The sequence below is a fragment of the Xanthobacter flavus genome, from assembly GCF_017875275.1.
GTDB classification, from domain to species: domain Bacteria; phylum Pseudomonadota; class Alphaproteobacteria; order Rhizobiales; family Xanthobacteraceae; genus Xanthobacter; species Xanthobacter flavus_A.
The window spans coordinates 4,315,096-4,335,334 of sequence record NZ_JAGGML010000001.1 but is presented as its reverse complement, the minus strand read 5'-3'; the positions used below and the strand labels follow the sequence as shown (position 1 = coordinate 4,335,334).

At 67.5% G+C, this 20,239-nt stretch carries 23 protein-coding genes; 14 read left to right on the top strand and 9 right to left on the bottom strand.

All coding sequences use genetic code 11. The features are described 5' to 3' along the window. The first annotated feature begins 48 nt into the window (after positions 1–48). The 8 genes from J2126_RS20445 (at position 49) to J2126_RS20410 (ending at position 6,726) form a co-directional block, all read left to right on the top strand. Positions 49–681 carry a TetR/AcrR family transcriptional regulator gene (locus J2126_RS20445; protein WP_209488672.1) on the top strand — a complete coding sequence of 211 codons (633 nt, stop codon included), beginning with the start codon at positions 49–51 and terminating at the stop codon, positions 679–681. 83 nt (positions 682–764) lie between these two features. After that, a complete protein-coding gene (locus J2126_RS20440; protein WP_209488671.1) occupies positions 765–1,172 on the top strand; it encodes a DUF2852 domain-containing protein in 408 nt (135 codons plus the stop codon). 121 nt (positions 1,173–1,293) lie between these two features. Beyond that, a complete protein-coding gene (gene ybgC, locus J2126_RS20435) occupies positions 1,294–1,803 on the top strand; it encodes a tol-pal system-associated acyl-CoA thioesterase (RefSeq protein ID WP_209488670.1) in 510 nt (169 codons plus the stop codon). Between the two features lie 295 nt (positions 1,804–2,098). Continuing rightward, complete coding sequence (gene tolQ / locus J2126_RS20430) at positions 2,099–2,905, top strand: protein TolQ (protein ID WP_209488669.1); 807 nt, start codon at positions 2,099–2,101, stop codon at positions 2,903–2,905. 3 nt (positions 2,906–2,908) lie between these two features. Continuing rightward, positions 2,909–3,367, top strand: coding sequence for a protein TolR (tolR, locus tag J2126_RS20425; RefSeq protein ID WP_209488668.1), 459 nt, complete (start codon positions 2,909–2,911; stop codon positions 3,365–3,367). A 12-nt stretch (positions 3,368–3,379) separates the two neighbouring features. Then, on the top strand, positions 3,380–4,327 hold the full coding sequence (locus J2126_RS20420) for a hypothetical protein (RefSeq protein ID WP_209488667.1): 948 nt from the start codon (positions 3,380–3,382) through the stop codon (positions 4,325–4,327). 180 nt (positions 4,328–4,507) lie between these two features. Beyond that, complete coding sequence (tolB, locus tag J2126_RS20415; RefSeq protein ID WP_245328042.1) at positions 4,508–5,785, top strand: Tol-Pal system beta propeller repeat protein TolB; 1,278 nt, start codon at positions 4,508–4,510, stop codon at positions 5,783–5,785. A gap of 152 nt (positions 5,786–5,937) precedes the next feature. Beyond that, a complete protein-coding gene (locus J2126_RS20410) occupies positions 5,938–6,726 on the top strand; it encodes an inositol monophosphatase family protein (protein ID WP_209488666.1) in 789 nt (262 codons plus the stop codon). A 154-nt stretch (positions 6,727–6,880) separates the two neighbouring features. Here the strand turns inward: J2126_RS20410 and mutL are convergent, their stop codons facing one another. Beyond that, positions 6,881–8,728, bottom strand: coding sequence for a DNA mismatch repair endonuclease MutL (mutL, locus tag J2126_RS20405; protein ID WP_209488665.1), 1,848 nt, complete (start codon positions 8,726–8,728; stop codon positions 6,881–6,883). Positions 8,729–8,926: 198 nt separating this feature from the next. Between mutL and map the strand changes: the two genes are divergently transcribed. Together map and radC are read left to right on the top strand one after the other, a co-directional pair. Continuing rightward, positions 8,927–9,754, top strand: a complete 828-nt coding sequence (gene map / locus J2126_RS20400; RefSeq protein ID WP_209488664.1) for a type I methionyl aminopeptidase — start codon at positions 8,927–8,929, stop codon at positions 9,752–9,754. Between the two features lie 9 nt (positions 9,755–9,763). Continuing rightward, entirely contained in the window at positions 9,764–10,468 is a 705-nt protein-coding gene (gene radC / locus J2126_RS20395; protein WP_209488663.1) for a RadC family protein, read from the top strand. Between the two features lie 18 nt (positions 10,469–10,486). On the opposite strand, the gene J2126_RS20390 is transcribed toward radC, so the two are convergent. The 4 genes from J2126_RS20390 to petA all read right to left on the bottom strand — a co-directional run bounded on the left by J2126_RS20390 (position 10,487) and on the right by petA (position 13,897). Next, entirely contained in the window at positions 10,487–11,023 is a 537-nt protein-coding gene (locus J2126_RS20390; protein ID WP_209488662.1) for an adenine phosphoribosyltransferase, read from the bottom strand. A gap of 171 nt (positions 11,024–11,194) precedes the next feature. Continuing rightward, positions 11,195–12,037 (bottom strand): cytochrome c1, encoded by an 843-nt coding sequence (locus J2126_RS20385; RefSeq protein WP_209488661.1) that lies wholly within the window; start codon positions 12,035–12,037, stop codon positions 11,195–11,197. 20 nt (positions 12,038–12,057) lie between these two features. Continuing rightward, positions 12,058–13,332 carry a cytochrome b gene (locus tag J2126_RS20380; protein WP_209488660.1) on the bottom strand — a complete coding sequence of 425 codons (1,275 nt, stop codon included), beginning with the start codon at positions 13,330–13,332 and terminating at the stop codon, positions 12,058–12,060. A 37-nt stretch (positions 13,333–13,369) separates the two neighbouring features. Then, positions 13,370–13,897, bottom strand: a complete 528-nt coding sequence (gene petA / locus J2126_RS20375; RefSeq protein WP_209488659.1) for a ubiquinol-cytochrome c reductase iron-sulfur subunit — start codon at positions 13,895–13,897, stop codon at positions 13,370–13,372. Between the two features lie 420 nt (positions 13,898–14,317). On the opposite strand from petA, the gene J2126_RS20370 reads away from it, so the two are divergent. From J2126_RS20370 to J2126_RS20355, 4 genes are all read left to right on the top strand, one after another. Beyond that, on the top strand, positions 14,318–15,517 hold the full coding sequence (locus J2126_RS20370) for a beta-1,3-glucanase family protein (protein ID WP_209488658.1): 1,200 nt from the start codon (positions 14,318–14,320) through the stop codon (positions 15,515–15,517). 42 nt (positions 15,518–15,559) lie between these two features. Beyond that, complete coding sequence (locus J2126_RS20365) at positions 15,560–16,024, top strand: tRNA (cytidine(34)-2'-O)-methyltransferase (RefSeq protein ID WP_245327498.1); 465 nt, start codon at positions 15,560–15,562, stop codon at positions 16,022–16,024. 67 nt (positions 16,025–16,091) lie between these two features. After that, positions 16,092–17,033: an oxygen-dependent coproporphyrinogen oxidase gene (gene hemF, locus J2126_RS20360; protein WP_209488657.1), complete on the top strand. Its 942-nt coding sequence runs from the start codon at positions 16,092–16,094 to the stop codon at positions 17,031–17,033. Positions 17,034–17,106: 73 nt separating this feature from the next. Next, on the top strand, positions 17,107–17,316 hold the full coding sequence (locus tag J2126_RS20355) for a YodC family protein (protein WP_209488656.1): 210 nt from the start codon (positions 17,107–17,109) through the stop codon (positions 17,314–17,316). Positions 17,317–17,319: 3 nt separating this feature from the next. Here the strand turns inward: J2126_RS20355 and J2126_RS20350 are convergent, their stop codons facing one another. Genes J2126_RS20350 through J2126_RS20335 form a run of 4 tightly spaced genes read right to left on the bottom strand, consistent with a single transcriptional unit; the run spans position 17,320 to position 20,145 of the window. Then, the gene (locus tag J2126_RS20350) at positions 17,320–18,558 is read right to left on the bottom strand and encodes a CCA tRNA nucleotidyltransferase (protein ID WP_209488655.1); all 1,239 of its coding nucleotides are present in this window, start codon (positions 18,556–18,558) and stop codon (positions 17,320–17,322) included. Further along, the gene (locus J2126_RS20345; protein WP_209488654.1) at positions 18,555–18,815 is read right to left on the bottom strand and encodes a DUF6111 family protein; all 261 of its coding nucleotides are present in this window, start codon (positions 18,813–18,815) and stop codon (positions 18,555–18,557) included. The genes J2126_RS20350 and J2126_RS20345 overlap by 4 nt, the downstream gene beginning before the upstream one ends. Continuing rightward, complete coding sequence (locus J2126_RS20340; RefSeq protein WP_209488653.1) at positions 18,815–19,492, bottom strand: CoA pyrophosphatase; 678 nt, start codon at positions 19,490–19,492, stop codon at positions 18,815–18,817. Before J2126_RS20340 ends, J2126_RS20345 begins: the two co-directional genes overlap by 1 nt. Beyond that, positions 19,492–20,145, bottom strand: a complete 654-nt coding sequence (locus J2126_RS20335; protein WP_209488652.1) for a DUF1285 domain-containing protein — start codon at positions 20,143–20,145, stop codon at positions 19,492–19,494. The genes J2126_RS20340 and J2126_RS20335 overlap by 1 nt, the downstream gene beginning before the upstream one ends. Positions 20,146–20,239 lie beyond the last annotated feature (94 nt).

Below are 20,239 nucleotides of genomic sequence, written 5' to 3'. Positions count from 1 at the left end.
TGACGCCGCTCTCGACGGCGGCCTCCGCGAAATGTAAAGCACATTGACATGAGCTGGACCCGGAACGGCGAAACGCGCTCCTACCATCACGGCAACCTGCGGGAAGCCCTGATGCAGGCCGCACTCGACCTCGTGGCCGAGAAGGGTGTCGCCGGCTTCACCTTCGCCGAGGCGGCCCGACGCGCGGGGGTGAGCCCCGCCGCCCCCTACCGCCATTTCCGCGACCGGGACGAACTGCTCGCGGCTGTTGCCACGGCAGGGTTTGAGCGGCTCACCGAGACCTTGCAGGCCGCCTGGCAAAGCGGGCGCCCCAAGGCCTTGGAAGCGTTCGAGCGGGTCGGCCGCGCCTATCTCGCCTTCGCCCGCAGCCGGCCGGCCGAATATGTGGCCATGTTCGAATCCGGCCTCTCCCCCGACCGTCACGAGGGTTTGAAGCAGGCCGGGGACAAGGCGTTCGGTGTACTGCGGGAAGCCGCGGAAGTTCTGGTCTCTCACATGCCCGGCCCCGGGCGCCCGCCGGCGCTGATGGTGGCCCTGCATTGTTGGTCCCTCGCCCATGGCATTGCCTCGCTGTTCGGCCGCGCCGATGGTGGCCGGCGCAGGCTGCCCATGGATCCGGACGACCTTCTTGAGGCCGGATTCCTCGTCTATCTGAAAGGCCTCGGCGCGCCCGACGCGTGAGGCGCCGGAAGAGCGCCATTGACAAAAGCTCCCCTCGCCCCTATCTATGTGAATGTTATTTACATTAACCGGGAACGACAGCCATGGAGCTCGCTTACAAGCTCGACAGCTACGGTAAACCGGCGTGGATCGCGCTCACGGTGCTGGGCTTCATGGCCTGGTGGCCGTTGGGCCTCGCGATCCTCGCCTTCGCCATCGGCAGTGGACGGTTCGCATGCGGCAAGCGCAGCTTTGCCCGCTGGCAGGAACAGGGAGGAGAGACGATGAAGGGCTTTGGATGCTGGACCCGTTCGGCTCCCTCCAGCGGCAACCGGGCGTTCGATGAGTATCGCCAGGACACGCTGCGCCGCCTTGAGGAAGAGCAGAAGGACTTCCGCGACTTCCTTGAGCGTCTGCGTCAGGCCAAGGACAAGGCCGAGTTCGACCAGTTCATGGCCGACCGCCGCCGCCGCGCCAACGAGCCGCAGCCGGACACCACCAGCAACGGCTGACCGTTGCTGACGTAACGCCGGTCACGAACGTCGGTACGGTCGCCAACGCCCCCCAGGTTCCGTATCGGCCGAACCGCGCCCTTTGTTCACAAGGGGCGCGGTCTCGTTTATGGGAGGCGCCATGATTGACCGCCCGACACCCTCCCCGTCCGATACGAGCCTCCATCTCGCCGGCCGTCTCATTCCCGGCGGCCATGCGCTGGACGTGCGCGTCTATTACGAGGACACGGATTTCTCCGGCATCGTCTATCACGCCAACTATCTGCGCTTCATGGAGCGCGGCCGCTCGGACTACATGCGGCTGCTGGGCGTGGTGCAGGGCGAACTCTTCGCCCAGGCGGCCGAGGAGGCGCCCGGCTTTCACTTCGTCGTCCGCGCCATGCAGATCGACTTTCTGAAACCCGCGCGCATCGACGACGTGCTGCAGATCGTCACTCTCTCGAAAGATGTCGCGGGCGCGTCCATCACTTTGCTTCAGCAGGTAAAGCGGGGAGATGAACTGCTCGTCTCCGCCACCGTGCGCGTGGCCTTCGTGTCCGAGGGGCGCGCCAAGCGCATCCCTGATTCCCTGCGACAGGCAACGCTCGCCGACGCGCGGGAGGCGGAGGCGCTCGGCGAAATTCGTCGCTGACGTTACGTCATCCAGGGTTTTCCGCGCTCTACCGCGTTGCGCTAACGCAGCATTAAGCGTGTTCATGCACAGCTTCATCCGGTTGCGGCGCCTTCGCACCGCAGCGTAGACCGGCACGCCCGTCAAAGTTTGGACAGTTTCGCCCGTTCAAAGGGCCGTCAAACTTTGAATGCGACGTCCGGTGCTCGAAACCCGCGCGGCCTTGAGCCGGAGCGGGAGCCGGATGCTTCGGGCGGGGCAGCCCCTCCCGAGCGCAGAAGCGGGCCTCCTGAGGGAGCGCGCCGCGGAGCCGAGGATGATTGATGTGACGAGCCGCACCGGCACCGTTTCCCGCCTGACGCCGGCGATCGCCGCGGCGGCGGGCCTTCTCCTGCTCGGTACCCTGCCCGCCCTCGCCCAGGATCCGATCGGCAGCGCGGCAGCGCCGCCGGCCGCGGACTTCTCCTTCCTCGGCCTGTTCCTGCAGGCCCACATCGTCGTCAAGCTGGTGATGATCGGCCTGATCGTGTCCTCGATCTGGGTCTGGGCCATCGTCATCAACAAATGGATGCTGTTCTCGCGCAACAAGCGCGAGATGGACCGCTTCGAGCAGGTGTTCTGGTCCGGCCAGAGCCTCGAAGACCTCTATCGCACCCTGGCGGGCCGCTCCAACCACGGCATGGCCGCCATCTTCGTCGCGGCGATGCGCGAGTGGAAGCGCACCTACGAGGGCGGCGCCCGCTCCCTCGCCGGCCTCAACCAGCGCATCGACAAGGTGATGAACGTCACCATCGCCCGCGAGGTGGAGCGGCTGGAGACCGGCCTGCTGGTGCTGGCGACCGTCGGTTCCGCCGGCCCCTTCGTCGGCTTGTTCGGCACGGTCTGGGGCATCATGACCTCGTTCCAGTCCATCGCCGCCTCCAAGAACACCTCGCTCGCCGTGGTAGCGCCGGGCATCGCGGAGGCGCTCTTCGCGACCGCGGTGGGCCTCATTGCCGCCATTCCCGCGACGATTTTCTACAACAAGTTCATTTCCCAGGTCGGGCGACAGGCCCAGCGTCTGGAGGGTTTTGCGGACGAGTTCTCCGCCATCCTCTCGCGCCAGATCGACGAGCGGGGCTGAATCATGGGCATGTCGGGCGGAGGGGCGGCAGGATGGCAGAGCCGGCGCTCGCGCCGTCGCGCGCCGCCGGTGATGGCCGAGATCAACGTGACGCCCATGGTGGACGTCATGCTGGTGCTGCTCATCATCTTCATGGTGGCGGCGCCGCTGCTGACGGTGGGCGTTCCCATCGACCTGCCGCAGACGCAGGCGAGCGCGGTGAACCAGGAGAACAAGGACCCCATCACCCTCTCGGTGCGGCCCAACGGCCAGATCTATCTCGGCGACAGCGAGATCAAGTACGAGGATCTGGTCTCGAAGTTGCAAGCTGTGACGCAGGCGCGCGGCGGCTTCGAGGAGCGCATCTTCGTGCGCGGCGACAAGAACGCCAATTACGGGCAGATCATGCGGGTCATGGGCCGCCTGTCGGGGGCGGGTTTCAAGAAGGTGGCGCTGGTCACCGAGGTCGAGCAGGGAGGCTGAACCATCAACCCCATGCGCAGCAGCCTCGCAGCATCGACGGCGCTCCATGTGGGCGTTCTCGTCCTCACCCTGGTGACCTTCTCCGGGGCGAAGCCGCTCGACCCGATGATGCAGGACATTCCCGTCGACGTTATTACCTCCTCCGAATACACCAAGCTGACCCGAGGCGCGCTGAACGGGCAGAAGTCCGAGAAGCCGAAGCAGGTGGCCGAGAAGGTCGCCGCGCCGACGCCCATCGAGGATCCCAAGCTCAAGGCCAGCGAGAAGCCGCCGGTCGAGGCCACCGCTCCGCCCCCGCCTCCGCCGCCCCCGCCCCCGCAGAAGGCCGAGCAGCCGACGCCCCCCAAGGCAGAGCAGGCGCCGCCGCCCAAGGAAACGGCGGAGGTGGCGCTGAAGAACGAGCCGAAGAAGCAGGAGCAGCCGCAGGAGCAGGCCAAGGCGGAGGCCGCCCCGCCCCTGCCCCCGCGCAAGCCCGCGCCGCCGCGCGAGCAGCCCAAGCCCATCGAGGCCAACGCGCCCTCGCGGGAGTTCAATACCGACCAGATCAAGGAACTGATCGACAAGCGCACGCCCACCCGCCAGGTGGCGAGCGCCGATCAGGTGTCCACCACCTCTTCCATCGGCGCGCCGAGCGGACAGGCGGCGACCCTCAGCATCAATGAGATCGACGCCTTCAAGCGCCGCCTGAAGACGTGCTGGGGCACGATGCCTGGCAATCTCACCGCGCCGCCCCCGGTGGACGTGGACATCTTCTTCAACAAGGACGGCACCCTGTCGGCGCAGCCCCGGATCGTTCCGGGACAGGCGAATGCGGGCAACCCGGCCTTCCAGGCGGTGGCGAGCATCGGCATCCGGGCGATCATCCAGTGCCAGCCCTACACGATGTTCCAACCCGAGAAATACGCTTCTTCGTGGAAGACGCTGGGCATCACCCTCAGCGACAAGCTCTTTACCCAATAACAGGCCGGCGCCCCCGGCGGCCCGCGCCGCCGGCCCCTCGGGCGCGGCGTGACCCGAAAGAACGAGGATAAAATGACGCGGTCCGGACGCCCGGAAGCCTTCCAGCGCCCACTCGATGAGGCTGACGCCGCTGGCGCGCTCACGCGCGGCCTCGGCCGCCGCGCCTTCCTGAGGACCGGCATGGCCGCCGGCGCCGCCGGGATGCTGGGCGGCTTCGGCCCCGCCCACGCGCAGGGCCGCATCGAGATCACGCCCGGCGCCTTCAAGCCCATCCCCATCGCCATCACCGACCTGCTGGGCGAGCCGGAACTCGGGCGCAACATCTCCGGCGTCATCACCTCGGACCTGCGCCGCTGCGGCCTGTTCGCGCCCATCGATCCGAAGGCGTTCGTCGAGCAGATCACCAATCCCGACACCCCGCGCTTCCAGGACTGGCGCGTCATCAACGCCCAGGCGCTGCTCACCGGCCGCGTCACCCGGCAGGCGGACGGGCGCGTGCAGGTGGTGTTCCGCCTGTGGGACGTGTTCGCCGGGCAGCAACTCGCCGCCCAGCAGTTCGTGGCGCAGCCGGAGAACTGGCGACGCATCGCCCACATCGTCGCCGATGCCATCTATGAGAAGATGACCGGCGAGAAGGGCTATTTCGACACCCGCATCGTCTTCGTGGACGAGAGCGGGCCGAAGGAACGCCGCATCAAGCGCCTCGCCATCATGGACCAGGATGGCGCCAACGTGAGCTATCTCACCCGCGGCGACAGCCTGGTGCTGACCCCGCGCTTCTCGCCCACCAGCCAGGAAATCACCTACATGTCCTATGGGCAGGGTGATCCGCGCGTATTCCTGCTGAACATCGAGACCGGCCAGCGGGAGATCGTCGGCAATTTCCCCGGCATGAGCTTCGCGCCGCGCTTCGCGCCGGACGGGCAGAAGGTGATCCTGAGCCTCCAGCAGGGCGGCAACTCGAACATCTTCGTCATGGACCTGCGCTCGCGCGCGACAACCCGCCTGACCGATACGGCGGCAATCGATACCGCCCCCTGCTATTCGCCGGACGGGCGGCAGATCTGCTTCGAGAGCGACCGGGGCGGCACCTCCCAGATCTATGTGATGAACGCGGACGGGTCCGGCGCGAAGCGTATCTCTTTCGGAAACGCCCGCTATTCGACGCCAGTCTGGTCACCCAAAGGCGACTGGATCGCATTTACCCGCCAAGGCGATGGTCGTTTCGCTATCGGCGTGATGCGCACCGACGGCTCGGGCGAGCGGGTCCTCACCGAGGGCTATCACAATGAGGGGCCGACCTTCTGCCCCAACGGCCGCGTGCTCATGTTCTTCCGCGATCCGGGCGGCGCCTCCGGCCCCTCGCTCTATACGGTCGATGTGACCGGCTACAACGAGCAGCGCCTGCCGACCCCGAGCTACGGGTCGGATCCGGCGTGGTCTCCGCTGCGCTCCTAAGATTAGCTGGCTACCTCCAACTTCTCTTGGGGCGCGGCTGAACGCGCCTTGACGAGGGGAGCCAAGGCGGGCAAACGCAGGTCCAACCCCTCTTCCCTGCCCGCTGCCCCGGCGACGGGCGCGCCGGCTTTCGGCCTCACGTCAGGTTTTTCATGATCCGCTCGCCCCTCATCACCGTCATGGTCCAGGCCGTCCGCAAGGCCGGGCGCACGCTCGCCCGCGATTTCGGCGAGGTGGAGCAGCTTCAGGTCTCCATGAAGGGTCCCGGCGATTTCGTTTCTGCCGCCGACCGCAAGGCCGAGGACACCATCTTCGCCGAACTCTCCCGCGCCCGTCCCAACTACGGCTTCCTGATGGAAGAGCGCGGCGCGGTGGAGGGCACGGACCCGGCCAACACCTGGGTGGTCGATCCCCTCGACGGCACCACCAACTTCCTGCACGGCATCCCGATCTTCTCCATCTCGCTGGCGCTGGTGCGTAACGGCGTGCCGGTGGCGGGCGTCATCTACAATCCCGTCAGCGACGAGCTTTACGTGGCCGAGAGCGGCCAGGGCGCCTATCTCAACGAGCGGCGCATCCGCGTCGCTGCGCGGCGCAAGCTTGCCGATTGCGTCGTGTGCTGCGGCCTGCCCCACATGGGCCGCGGCAACCATGACCAGTTCAACCGCGAGCTCGAGCTGGTACAGCCGCAGGTTTCGGGCCTCCGCCGCACCGGCTCCGCCACCATCGACCTCGCCTGGACCGCCGCCGGCCGCTTCGACGCCTTCTGGGAGCGCAACCTGTCGCCGTGGGACATGGCGGCCGGCATCATCATGGTGCGCGAGGCGGGCGGCTATGTCTCCGACATGGACGACGGCGACAAGATGCTGGACAACGGCCACATCGTTGCCGGCAACGAACTGATCCGGCGCGACCTGCAGAAGCTCCTGAAGAAGGCCTGAGGCGGGCGGGTTTCTGCCCTGCCCTTCCTGATGGCCGTCATCGCCCGCCTTGTGCGGGCGATCCACGCTTGGGCCTGGTCCGGCGTGCATCCTGTCAGAGCAGGACCATCGGATAGTGGAGCCCCCGGACCATCCGGGGGATGACGGCGGCTCCCTAGCGGCGCGCGAACAGCTTCTCCACGTCCTTCAGCGAAAGCGTGACGAAGGTCGGCCGGCCGTGGTTGCACTCGCCGGCATTGGGCGTCTGCTCCATCTCCCGCAGCAGCGCGTTCATCTCCTCCACCCGAAGCCGCCGCCCCGCCCGCACCGAGCCGTGGCAGGCCATGGTGGCGGCCACATGCAGCAGGCGCCGCTCCAGCGGCAAGGCATCGTCCCATTCGGCCGCGTGCTCGGCGAGGTCGGTGACGAGGCGGGTCACGTCCGCATCCTTCAGCACAGCCGGCACCTCCCGCACCAGCACCGCACCGGGGCCGAACGGCTCCAGCACCAGGCCCAGCGCCGCAAGGTCGGCGGCCCGCTCGGTGAGGCGGTCGGCGTCGGCGGGGTCGAGGTCCACCACGGCCGGGATCAGCAGCCCCTGCCGCGCTACGCCATCGCGCTCCATGGCCGCCTTGAGCTTCTCGTAGACGAGGCGCTCATGGGCGGCATGCTGGTCGATGAGGACCAGCCCCTCGCGGGTCTGGGCAACGATATAGGTCTCGTGCAATTGCGCGCGGGCCGCCCCCAGCGGCCGGTCGAGATCGACGGCCGAGACGGGCGCGGCATCGGCCCGCGCATCGGCCGACGGCTCAGCGATCTCGAGGCGCACCTGCTCTTCACTGGAGCGGAAAGCCTCGGGCCGGGCCGGCGACTGGCGCCAGTCGTAATCGAGCCGTGGCGCCGGCCGGAAGCCGGCGAAGGCGCCGCCGCGCTCGGGTTCGGCGAGACCGGAGGCAGCGCGGGGCGGCAGGCTTGGCGCCTGGGCCAGCGCCACGAGACGGTCCGCCATGTTTGCGGCGGTGGAGGGGATGCGGGCGGCGAGCGCATCGGAGAGGGTGCGCACGATGAGCGCCCGCACGTTGCCGCCATCGCGGAACCGCACCTCGGTCTTGGCGGGATGGACGTTCACGTCCACATCGCGCGGATCGAGGGTGAAGAACAGGGCCAGAACCGGGTAGCGATCGGACGGCAGCAGGTCCGCATAGGCCGCGCGCACCGCGCCCATCAGCAGCTTGTCGCGCACCGGGCGACCGTTCACGAACAGGTACTGGCTCAGCGAATTGGCCTTGGAGAAGGTCGGCAGGCCGGCGAGGCCATCGAGCCGCACGCCCTCCCGCAGGCCGGACACGGCGATCACATTGCGACCGGCGTCGGCACCGAGCACGTCGGCGAGCCGTTGCGCCCGGCCGGCCTCGTCGTCAGGGCGAGCCGGGAAGGTCACCGGCGCGCGCTCGTCGGTGGCGAGGGTGAAGGCCACGTCGGGTCGGGCCAGCGCGAGGCGCCGCACCACGTCCGCCGCAGCAGCAGCTTCCGCGCGATCGGATTTCAGGAACTTGAGACGGGCCGGCGTGGCGTAGAACAGGTCGCGCACCTCCACCCGCGTTCCGCCCCCCAGCGCCGTCGGCCGGGGCGGCGTGACCACCCCGCCATCCACCCGCACCTCGAAGGCGTGGTCAGCGCCCGGCGGGCGGCTGGCGATGGAAAGATGCGCCACCGCGCCGATGGAGGGCAGCGCCTCGCCCCGGAAGCCGAGGGTGGCGATGGCCAGAAGGTCCTCGCCGGAGAGCTTGGAGGTGGCGTGGCGCTCCACGCACAGAGCGAGATCGTCCGGCCCCATGCCCGACCCGTCGTCGGTGATGCGCACGAGGCGCCGCCCGCCGCCCTGGATCACCACCTCGATGCTGCGCGCCCCGGCATCGAGTGCGTTCTCCACCAGTTCCTTCACCACCGCAGCCGGCCGCTCCACCACCTCGCCGGCGGCGATGCGGTCGATAAGGATGGGCGGCAGGCGGCGAATGGACATGGTGCTCTTCGCGATTCGAACCGCGCGATCTTAAGGGCTCCCCCCGGCCGCGTGAAATCGCTGCAAACCCGCCGAAATGCATGCGCCCAAAGGGCCGCCGCAACGGCCGAGCTTGCTTTGACGCCGGCAAGGACTAATTGTGTAGTCTGTATCCTAAGGAACGGGACGGCTCCGCGCGCCGTCCGCGAAGGCAGCGTCATGAATTATGTTGAGGCGGCGAATGCGCCGCTGCGCAAGACCGGCCATATCAAGCTCTATGGGCCGCAAGGCTTCGAGGGCATGCGCCGGGCCGGCGCGCTGACCGCTCAGGCGCTCGATGCCGTATCGGAAATGATCGGGCCCGGCGTGACGACCAGCGCCATCGACCAGCTCATCTTCGACTTCGCCATGGACCATGGCGCCTATCCCGCAACGCTGATGTACCGTGGCTACCGTTATTCGGTCTGCACCTCGGTCAATCACGTGGTGTGCCACGGCATGCCGAACGCCCGCCCGCTGCGCGACGGCGACATCGTGAACGTGGACGTGACCCTCGTGCTCGACGGCTGGTACGGCGATTCGAGCCGCATGTTTGCAGTGGGGGCCATCCCGCGCCGGGCTGAGCGGCTGCTGGACGTGACCTATGAGGCGATGATGCGTGGCATACGCGCCATCCGTCCCGGCGCCCATGTGGGCGACATCGGCGCCGCCATCCAGGAGTTCGTGGAACCGCAGCACATGAGCGTGGTGCGCGACTTCTGCGGCCACGGTGTGGGCCAGGTGTTCCACGACGAGCCCAACATCGTGCATGTGGGCCGCCGCGGCGAGGGGCCGAAGCTGGTGCCCGGCATGATCTTCACCGTGGAGCCGATGATCAACCTCGGCCGCCCGCACGTGAAGGTGCTCTCCGACGGCTGGACCGCGGTGACGCGGGACCGTTCGCTCTCCGCCCAGTTCGAGCACGCGGTGGGCGTGACGGAGACCGGCGTCGAGATCTTCACCCTGAGCCCGAAGGGCTATCACAAGCCGCCTTACGTCACCGCCTGAGGGAGCCGGATGGCCGAAGCGCCGGAAGACGGCCTGAACGAGGCGCCCCACTTCCATGGGCATCGCGACCGGCTTCGCGCGCGCTTCCGCTCGGCCGGGGCGCTGGCGCTGGCGGATTACGAACTGCTGGAGCTGGTGCTGTTCCGCGCCGTGCCGCGCCGGGACGTGAAGCCCCTCGCGAAGGCCCTCGTCGACCGCTTCGGCTCGTTCGCCGAAGTGGTGGCCGCGCCGGTGCATCTGCTGGGCGAGGTGCCCGGCGTGAAGGATGCCATCATCACCGAGCTGAAGGTGGTGGAGGCGGCGGCCCAGCGCCTCGCCAAGGGCCAGGTGAAGCGCCGGCCAGCGCTCTCGTCCTGGAGTGCGGTGATCGACTATTGCCGCACCGCCATGGCCTATGCCGACCGCGAGCAGGTGCGGGTGCTGTTCCTCGACAAGCGCAACCAGCTGATCGCCGACGAGGTGTTGCAGACCGGCACCGTGGACCACGCTCCGGTCTATCCCCGTGAGGTGGTGAAGCGGGCGCTGGAGGTCTCGGCCTCGGCGCTCATCCTCTGCCACAACCACCCGTCTGGGGACCCCACCCCCTCGCGCGCCGACATCGACATGACCCGCCGCATCATCGACGTGGCCAAGCCCCTCGGCATCGAGGTGCATGACCACATCATCGTCGGCAAGGACGGCCACGCGAGCCTCAAGGGCCTGCGGCTGATCTGAGCCCGCCGCCGGGGCGGATCAGTGCCCCTCGAAAGCCACCAGCGTGCGCACGGCGACGCCGAGGCCGCGCAGCTTCTCCGCGCCGCCCAGGTCCGGCAGATCGACGATGAAGCAGGCCGCCTCGACCACCGCGCCGCACTGCTGCAGCAGCTTCACGGCCCCGGTGGCGGTGCCTCCGGTGGCGATCAGATCGTCCACCAGAAGCACCCGCTGGCCGGGCGTGATGGCATCCACATGCATCTCGATCTCGTCCTCGCCATATTCGAGGGCGTAGGCCATGCGCACGGTCTGATGGGGCAGCTTGCCCTTCTTGCGGATGGGTACGAAGCCGGCCGAGAGCTGATGTGCCACCGCCCCGCCGAGGATGAAGCCGCGGGCCTCGATACCGGCCACCTTGTCGATCTTCGCGCCGGCCCAGGGCTGGACCAGTTCGTCCACCGCCCGGCGGAAGGCGCGGGCATCACCGAGCAGGGTGGTGATGTCGCGGAACAGGATGCCTGGCTTGGGATAATTCTCGATGGTGCGGATGGACGCGGCGAAATCGGCAGGGGTCATGACAGGCTCCGGTTTGGCGGAGAAGCTAAGGCCGCGGCGGCGGCGGGGAAAGCTGCGAAACAACGGAAAGGGCCGACGCCGCGAACTCGTGATCCAGTCTGTGGTCAGCACGAAAAAGGGCCCCTCGCGGGGCCCTTGATCGCTCGATCAGGATCGTGTCGTCGCGCCCGGTCAGTGCGCGACGTTCGACCAGACCTTCTTCTTGGTGAAATAGAGCAGGCCGCCGAGCACGATCAGGAAGATCATGACCTGGAAGCCGATGCGCTTGCGCTGGTCGAGGTGCGGCTCGGCCACCCACATCATGAAGGCCGACACGTCCTGCGAATATTGGTCGACCGTCTGGGGCGAGCCGTCCGTGTAGTCGACCTGGCCGTCGCTGAGCGGCTTCGGCATGGCGATCTGGTGGCCGGGGAAATAGGTGTTGTAGTGCAGGCCCGGCTGCACATGGGCATCCGCCGGCGCATCCACGTAGCCGGTGAGCAGCGCGTGGATGTAGTCCACGCCATGCTCCTGGTACTGGATGAAGGCGTCGGTGATGAAGCCGGGGAAGCCGACGTGATAGGAGCGGGCCTTGGCCAGCACCGAGAAGTCCGGCGGCAGCGCACCGCCATTGGCGGCGCGGGCGGCGTTGTCGTTGGGGAACGGCGCGGGCCAGTGATCGGACAGGCGGCCGGGACGCTGGAACATGTCGCCAGAATCGTTGGGGCCGTCGGTGATCTGATACTCGCTCGCCACCTGCTTCGCCTGCGCCTCGGTGAAGCCGGGGCCGCCGGGCTGGGCGAGGTTGCGGAAGTACAGGTAGTTGGCCGAGTGGCACGCGGCACAGACTTCCTTAAACACCTTGAAGCCGCGCTGAAGCTGCGCGGGATCGTACATGCCGAACGGCCCGGCGAAGGACCACGACATGCGATGCGGACGCGGCGATGCGCCTTCCGCGGCCTGCGCGCCGGAGGCGCCCACTGTCAGGAGCAGTGCCGCCGCGACGGCACCGAAGAGAGAGCTACGAATGGTCATTGCTGGTCTCTCCGCGCCGATCACTTGGTCTCAGGACCGGCCGCCCCGGCGACCACCACCGCTCCGCCCTTCGACTTCGCGAGCACGGCATCCGCGATGGAGGCCGGCACGGGCTTGGGGCGCTCGAACAGGCCGAGCAGCGGCAGGATCACGAGGAAGTGGATGAAGTAGTAGGCCGTCAGGATGCGCGAGACGATGAGCGCGCCGCCCTCGGCGGGCTGGGAGCCCATGTAGCCGAGGAGGACAGCAACCACCGCGAACACCCAGAAGAACTGGCGGTACAGCGGACGGTACTTGGCCGAGCGCACCTTGGAGGTGTCGAGCCACGGCAGGAAGGCCAGCACCGCGATCGCCGCAAACATGGCGAGCACGCCGCCGAGCTTGTCCGGGATGGAGCGCAGGATCGCGTAGAACGGCAGGAAGTACCATTCGGGCACGATGTGCGCCGGCGTGGAGAGCGGGTTGGCCGGGATGTAGTTGTCCGAGTGGCCGAGATAGTTCGGGATGTAGAAGATGAACCAGGAGAAGAAGATCAGGAACACCACCATGGCGAAGGTGTCCTTGATCGTCGCGTAGGGGGTGAAGGGCACGGTGTCCTTCGACACGCTCTTGATGTCCACGCCGTCCGGGTTGTTCTGGCCCACGTGGTGGAGCGCCCAGATGTGGAGCCCGACCACGCCGGCGATCATGAACGGCAGCAGGTAGTGCAGCGAGAAGAAGCGGTTCAGCGTGGGATCACCGACCGAATAGCCGCCCCACAGCCACTCCACGATGGTGGTGCCGACCCAGGGAACCGCCGAGAACAGGTTGGTGATGACGGTGGCGCCCCAGAACGACATCTGCCCCCAGGGGAGCACGTAGCCCATGAAGGCGGTCGCCATCATGAGCAGGTAGATGATGACGCCGAGGATCCAGAGCACTTCGCGGGGGGCCTTGTAGGACCCGTAGTACATGCCGCGGAAGATGTGGATATAGACCGCGATGAAGAACATCGAGGCGCCGTTGGCGTGGATGTAGCGGATCAGCCAGCCATAGTTCACGTCGCGCATGATGTGCTCGACGCGGGCGAACGAGATCGGCGCGTAGGCCACGTAATGCATGGCCAGCACGATGCCGGACACGATCTGGCACACGAGCATGAAGCTCAGGATCGCGCCGAAGGTCCACATGTAATTCAGATTCTTCGGCACCGGATAGGCGATGGCCGAGGAATGGATCAGCCCGACGATCGGCAAGCGGCTCTCGAACCACTGCGCGACCTTCCCCTTGGGCTGGTAGGTGGAATGTCCTTCCATGAGTCCAACCTTTTTGAAAGCGGCGACGATGCGCGCGTCAGCCGATCACGATCTTTGTGTCGGTGGTGAAGGCGTAGGGCGGCAATTCGAGATTGAGCGGCGCCGGTCCCTGCCGGATGCGGCCGGACGTGTCGTACACCGAGCCGTGGCAGGGGCAGAACCAGCCGTTGTACTGGCCCTGATGGCCGAGCGGCACGCAACCGAGGTGCGTGCAGATGCCGATCACAACCAGCCACTGCTCCTTGCCGGCCTTCACGCGGGCCGAATCGGGCTGCGGGTCGGGCAGCGCGGAAAGGGGGGTATCCACCGCCGACTTGATCTCCTCCGGGGTGCGATGGGAGATGAAGATGGGCTTGCCGCGCCACTGCACCGTGACGATCTGGCCTTCGGCGATGGGGGACAGGTCCACCTCGGTGGTGGACAGCGCGAGCACGGACGCATCGGGCTGCAGCTGGGAGATGAAGGGCCACGCCATGGCTGCGGCGCCGACAGCGCCCACGGCGCCGGTTGCGATGTAGAGGAAGTCCCGACGCGTCGTCGTGTCCGACGTCTCCGTATGTGCCACGGCGCAGTCCCCGATAATGTTGTCGTCCCGACGCACGTCCCTCAGCCGCCAGCAAAACCGCCGGCTACAGGCCGCACGCACCAGCGCGGCCGCATGGACATGCGAGCCGCCAATTTCAAGCGCCTCTAATTGCACCCTAGCCCCATCTTGTCCAGATCATGGCGATGCGGCACGCGGTCCTGCACTGCGACAGATGCGTGTCGCTACGTGAGGTCGGGCGGCGACGCTCCGGAAGGCTGTGACGGCACGCTCCGACCCGGCTTAAGGCCAAGATCAAGCATTGCACGAGCCCAGACCAAGCGTTAGCTTGGCTTTGCTTTCCTAAGGCATGCCTAGCCTCGTCCTGCCCGCGTCGGCCCAACCCGCGCCGGACCGCATGAGCCGGTTTGCCGCACGCCAATCAGACTCGGGGGAGAACACATGGCAAGACGCATTCTGGCCTGCCTTGCGGCAGTGGCCGGCATCGGCGCGGCGGGGACTGCTTATGCCCAAACCGTCCCGGTGACGATCGTGAACAAGACCGGCATCAACGGGAAGATGTTCGTTACGGTATATGGACAGGAACTGAACGGGAAATCCTTCGTCTATTTTGATGCCGCCGGAAACAAGAAGACCTTCTCGAGCGCCAACCCGACGCCGACCGACTACGGCTTCAACACCACGGGCAGCTCCATTACCTTCAATGTCCAGCAAGTCGTTTCGGCCCGGGTCTACGTCTCGTTCTGCCAGCCGGCCTACATCACGGTCAGCCTGAACGGAGACCAGATCTACGCACCCAACACTCCGGCGCCGTGGTCGCCATCCGACAAGAACTACAGCACTGTTCTGGACTTCGCCGAATTCAACTACAATAACGCGGCATCGCCGCCTTTCGACGTCGACATCACGCAGGTGGATACGCTCGGCATCCCCATGCAGCTGAACCTGAAAAGCGCCAGCCAGAACCTGACCTCCGGCTTCAACAACGCCACGTCGGGCCCGACAATCCTTGCCAGCCTCTCAGCAGCCCCGTGGAACAAGCTCATCGTCCGGGACAGCAAGAAGCGCGCGCTTCGCGTGCTGATCCCCGAAAAGGCTATGATCCTCCCGTCCAGTGATCCGAATTATTTCCCGAACACATTTCTCGATAACTATATAAATCGGGTTTGGACGAATTTTGCCCAGCCTGGAAAAAGCTTCACGCTCAAGAGCGGGAACACGACTTACACTGGCACCGTTGTCAACAATCAGTTGCAGCTCAAGCCCGCCTCGGGGCAGACAGCGGTTTTCGGCAAGCCGAGCACGCTGTATGCTTGGCAGAATGGCGCCCCGGTCGTGAGCGCCGGCGGGGCCCCCGTGGGCGACCTCCAGCGTTACATCCAGGCCGCACTTCTGCGTTCGATCTTCCTGACGAACAAGGATATTTCAGCCTGCCCGGTGAAGAACGCCTATACGCAGACGCCGGTGAACCTCTACGCCAGCACCATGCACGCCAATTCGATCCGTGGCGGCGCCTATGCCTTTGCCTATGACGACGTGTGCGAGAACAGCAGCAACATTGGCCTCGCCAACCCCACCCAGCTGACCATCACGCTGATGCCGCTTGATGTCACCTGGTCCAAGATGACATGCAGCAACTGACCTGACGACCCGCTCCGGCGGCGTCCCCGCCGGAGCCTTCCCTTGACCCTGCGCATCGCCCTCTATTGCCCGGACATCGCGCAGAATGCCGGTGCCATCCTGCGCACCGGCGCCTGCCTGGGGGCGGAAGTGCACATTATCGAGCCGGCGGGCTTCCCCGTGGGAGACGCCGGCTTCCGCCGCGCCGGCATGGACTATATCGATCAGGTGGTCTGGCGACGGCACGCCTCGTTCGCCGCCTTCGATGCGGAGCGCCGCGCGGAAGGCAGCCGGCTTGTGCTCCTCACGACCGCCGGCGCCGAACCGCTGTTCGGCTTCTCCTTCCAGCCCGACGATGTGATCCTGTTCGGCCGCGAATCCGCCGGTGTGCCGCCGGAGGTTCACGGAGCGGCGGATGCTCGGGTGCGCATTCCCATGCGGCCGGGCGTGCGCTCGCTCAATGTGGCGGTCAGCGCCGGCATCGTCCTCGCCGAGGCGCTGCGGCAGACGGGCGGCCTGCCCGGCTGAGCTTTCTTCCGCCGCAGGGAGGCGATAGAAGCGCGCCAGCCAGAAGACCAGCGAAGGCGGAACGCTCATGGAAAACCCCAAGCCCCCTGCTTCCGCCCCCGCCCCGGCAACCGCAGATGCCGTGCTGGACGCGCGCCGCGCGCAGGCCCGCGCGTGGTTCGAGGACTTGCAGGGCCGCATCATCGCGGCCTTCGAGGCGCTGGAGGACGAGGCCGATCCGGCGCTCTATGGCCCCTCCCCGTCCCGCTTCGTCCGCACGCCGTGGACGCGCACGGACCATACCGGCGCGCCGGGCGGCGGCGGCACCATGGCGCTCATGCGCGGGCGCCTGTTCGAAAAGGTGGGCGTCCATACCTCCACCGTGTTCGGCGAGTTCGCGCCCGAGTTTCGCAGCCAGATTCCCGGCGCCGCCGAGGACCCGCGCTTCTGGGCGTCGGGCATCTCGCTCATCGCGCACATGGCCAATCCGCATGTGCCCGCCGTCCACATGAACACGCGCTTCGTCGTCACCACCAAGGCGTGGTTCGGCGGCGGAGCGGACCTGACGCCTGTGCTGTCGCGCCGGCGCACCCAGGAGGACGAAGACACACTCGCCTTCCACCGCGCCTTCGAAGCGTCCTGCGCCGCCCATCCGGTGGCGGACTATCCGCGCTACAAGGCGTGGTGTGACGAGTATTTCTTCCTGAAGCACCGCAACGAGATGCGCGGCATCGGCGGCATCTTCTACGACTATCTGGACTCGGCGGCAGCCGGCAAAGGCCGATGGGAGGATGATTTCGCCTTCACCCGCGAGGTCGGCCTTGCCTTCCTCGACATCTACCCCCGCCTCGTGCGTGCCAACATGGCGACGCCGTGGACGCAGGAGGACCGCGAGGAGCAGTTGGTGCGCCGCGGGCGCTATGTGGAATTCAACCTGCTCTATGACCGGGGGACGATCTTCGGGCTCAGGACGGGCGGCAATGTGGATTCGATCCTCTCCTCCATGCCGCCGGTGGTGAAGTGGCCGTGATCGGCCCGTCATAAAGGAGCACTAAGGCTTGCCGGTGCGTCGGCCCCTTCGCGGCCGGCCCGGAGACACAGCCATGGCGTTCGCCCCCGGAGATATCGTCCAGCTCAAGTCCGGCAGCCCCGCCCTCACCGTCGTCACCGCCTCCGAGACGGAGATCTCGGTGGTGTGGTTCGCCGAGGACGTGAGCGAGTTCCGCAAGGAAACCCTGCCCGCCGTCGCGGTGGAGAAGCTCGAGATCGCCGATTTCGAGGAAGAGGACGAGGAAGAAGACGACGAGGACTGAGGCCTAGACAGGCCCACCCTCCGTGTCGATCGACGCCCGTAGGAGGGCGTCGATCCGCGCGCGATCCCCGGGAAAGCCGGCGTCGATCCATGCCACCTCAGCCCGCCGAAGCGCCGTACCGAGGGCGCGTCCCGGCTTGAGCCCGAGCGCCATCAGATCATCTGCGCTAAAGGGCGGCCGCGGCACCGTCCAGTACGTCGCCAGCCGGCCGATCCGCTCCATGCCCGCCCGTCCGCGCGCCGCCGCCAGCAGGGCGCGATCGCGGGCGGCGTCCGCGCCGGTGCGGTAGATGAAAGCCTGTGCGGCTGCATCGTCGCCAACCTCCGGCACGGGGCCGGCCATGAGCGCGAGACGCCGCGCCTCGGCATTGGACAGGCGCAGCTTTCCGCGCAGACGGTCCGCATCGTCCGACACCCGCAAGGCAAGGGCGGCGAGGCGGCGGATGGCATCCGGCGGGACGTTCCTGCCCTGCGCACGCCATTGCGCCTCGATCTCCACCAGCCGCGCGAAGGCGCGGGCATCGGCGATGCCACCGATCAGCGGCTGGATGAGACCCGCATCGCTCATGGTCGCGAGCGTCGCCGCCGCGCCGGGGGCAAGCAGCAGCTTCAGCAATTCCGCGCGCACCCGCTCGTGCGATAGGGACAGCAGGCCCTGCCGAAGGCGCACCGCCCCGGAAAAGGCCGCCCCGTCCACCGCGCCGGCCCCGTAGGCCGCGTGGAAGCGGAACAGCCGCAGGATGCGCAGGTAATCCTCGCGGATGCGCGCCTCCGGCGAGCCGATGAAGCGCACCTTGCGCGCCTCGAGATCGGCAAGGCCACCCACAAGGTCCAGCACCGTGCCGTCCGCAGCCGCATAGAGCGCGTTCAGGGTGAAGTCCCGCCGTTCGGCATCATGCTCCCAGCTCCGGCCGAAGCGCACCACCGCCCGCCTGCCGTCGGTCTCCACATCCTCGCGCAGGGTGGTGACCTCGTATCCATGGTGGCCCGACACCACCGTGACCGTGCCATGCTCGATGCCGGTGGGCACCGCCTTCAGGCCGGCGCGTGAGGCACGGGCGGCGACCTCCTGCGGCACGGCGGTGGTGGCGATGTCCACGTCGGTCACTGGCAGACCGAGCAGCGAATTGCGCACCGCGCCGCCGACCACCCGCGCTTCCTCTCCCCCGCCGTTCAGGGCTGCGAGGAGGGGCGCAAGGCCGGGCGTCGCCCAGAACGGGGCGCCGGCAACGCTCGCTGTCATTCGAAATGCCCCGGCACGAACACGCCGTCCTTCGTCTGCGCGGGCACGTAATGCGCGCCGGGGGGCGCCACGCGGCCATGCTCGAACAGGAAGAGCCCCAGAACGACAAGAGCCACTGCCGCGAAGGCGGTGACCGCGAGGGCGCGGGGCGACCAGTTGGCCGGCACTGCCGAGCCTTTGGTCGCGATCAGCAGGGCGCCGTAGAGCAGGAACGGCGTAAGGAACAGGGCAAGTTCAATGAGCAGGCTGCGCGCCATCAGGCGTAGACCTTCTCGTAAAGGTTGCGCAGCATGCCCGCCGTCGCGCCCCAGATATTATGCCCCTCGAACGGCATCACGTAATAATGCCGCAGCGTGCCCTTCCATTCCCGCGACTGGCGCTCGTGGTTGCGCGGGCTCATGAGGAAACCGAGCGGCACCTCGAACGCCTCCTCCACCTCGGCCGGATTGAGCGTGAGCGTATAGGCCGGGTCCACCAGCGCCACCACCGGCACGATCCAGAAGCCGGTGCCAGAGAGGTAGCCGTCGAGGAAGCCGAGCGGACGGACCCGCGCCGAATCAAGCCCCACCTCCTCGCGCGCCTCCCTGAGCGCCGCGTCGATCTCGTCCTTGTCGCCGGGATCGACGCGCCCGCCCGGAAACGCCACCTGCCCCGCATGCTCGGAGAGGTGTGATGACCGAAGCGTCAGCAGGATGGTCGGCTCCGGCCGGGCGATCACCGGCACAAGCACGGCGGCGTGGCGGGGGCGCTCCTGCGGGATGAGGCTGACCTTTTCCGGCTGCAAGGCGTGATCGCCATTGAGCGCGAGAAAGTCGCCTTCGGAATAGAACGGCGGCGGTGTGGGCGACAGGCGCTCCCCGGCGCGGCGCAGGAAATCAGCGAGGCTTCCGCCTGCGCTGTTGGTTTCGGAAAACGCTTCGTCGAACGCCCGCATCAGTCCAGTCCCAGTTCGGTCGCCGGAAGGATGGGGAAGAAGAGCCCGCCCGACGCCACCCCGAACATGGGGACGCCGCCCTCTTCCCGCACCTCCCCGCGTTCCATCAGGTCGAGATGCACCGCCCGCGACAGCCGCGCCTCCAGCCCACGGCGAACGTGCAGGTAGGGCACGACCTCGCCGTCGCCGGTGCCGTGAGCGAAGCGCAGTTCTTGGCCCGGCCCGCAGCGCACCACGTCGTCGAGATTGGTGCGGAAGACGAGAGTGGCGCCCCGGGGTCCGTGCTCTGCCGCACCGGCCTCCACGGCCATATCGACAGCGAGGAACGGCGCATCCTCCACTGTGATGCCCACCTTTTCCACCGGCGTCTTGAGCACGAAGCGCTCGCCTTCCCGCGCGAGCACGGAGGCGAACAGCTTGACCAGCGCCGGGCGCGTGATGGGGGTGCCCATGTAGGTCCACGTCCCGTCGGCCCGGATCACCATGTCCATGTCGCCGCAATCGGGCGGGTTCCACAGCTCCACCGGCGCCGGACCCTTCCCCCCGCCGGCACGGGCGGCCGCCATCAGCGCCTCCAGCCGGCCGGTGGCCGAGGAGGTGCTGGATGCGGCGTCCGGCGAAACGGGGGGCGTGTCTGGCTCAGGTGCGGGCATCTGGTCTCCTTGGCCGGTCACGCCGCGAAAAGCGGCGGGCTCGCGATGACGTGAGTGCGGCGCACTCGCGCAGCGTTCGGGGGGGCTCGACGCA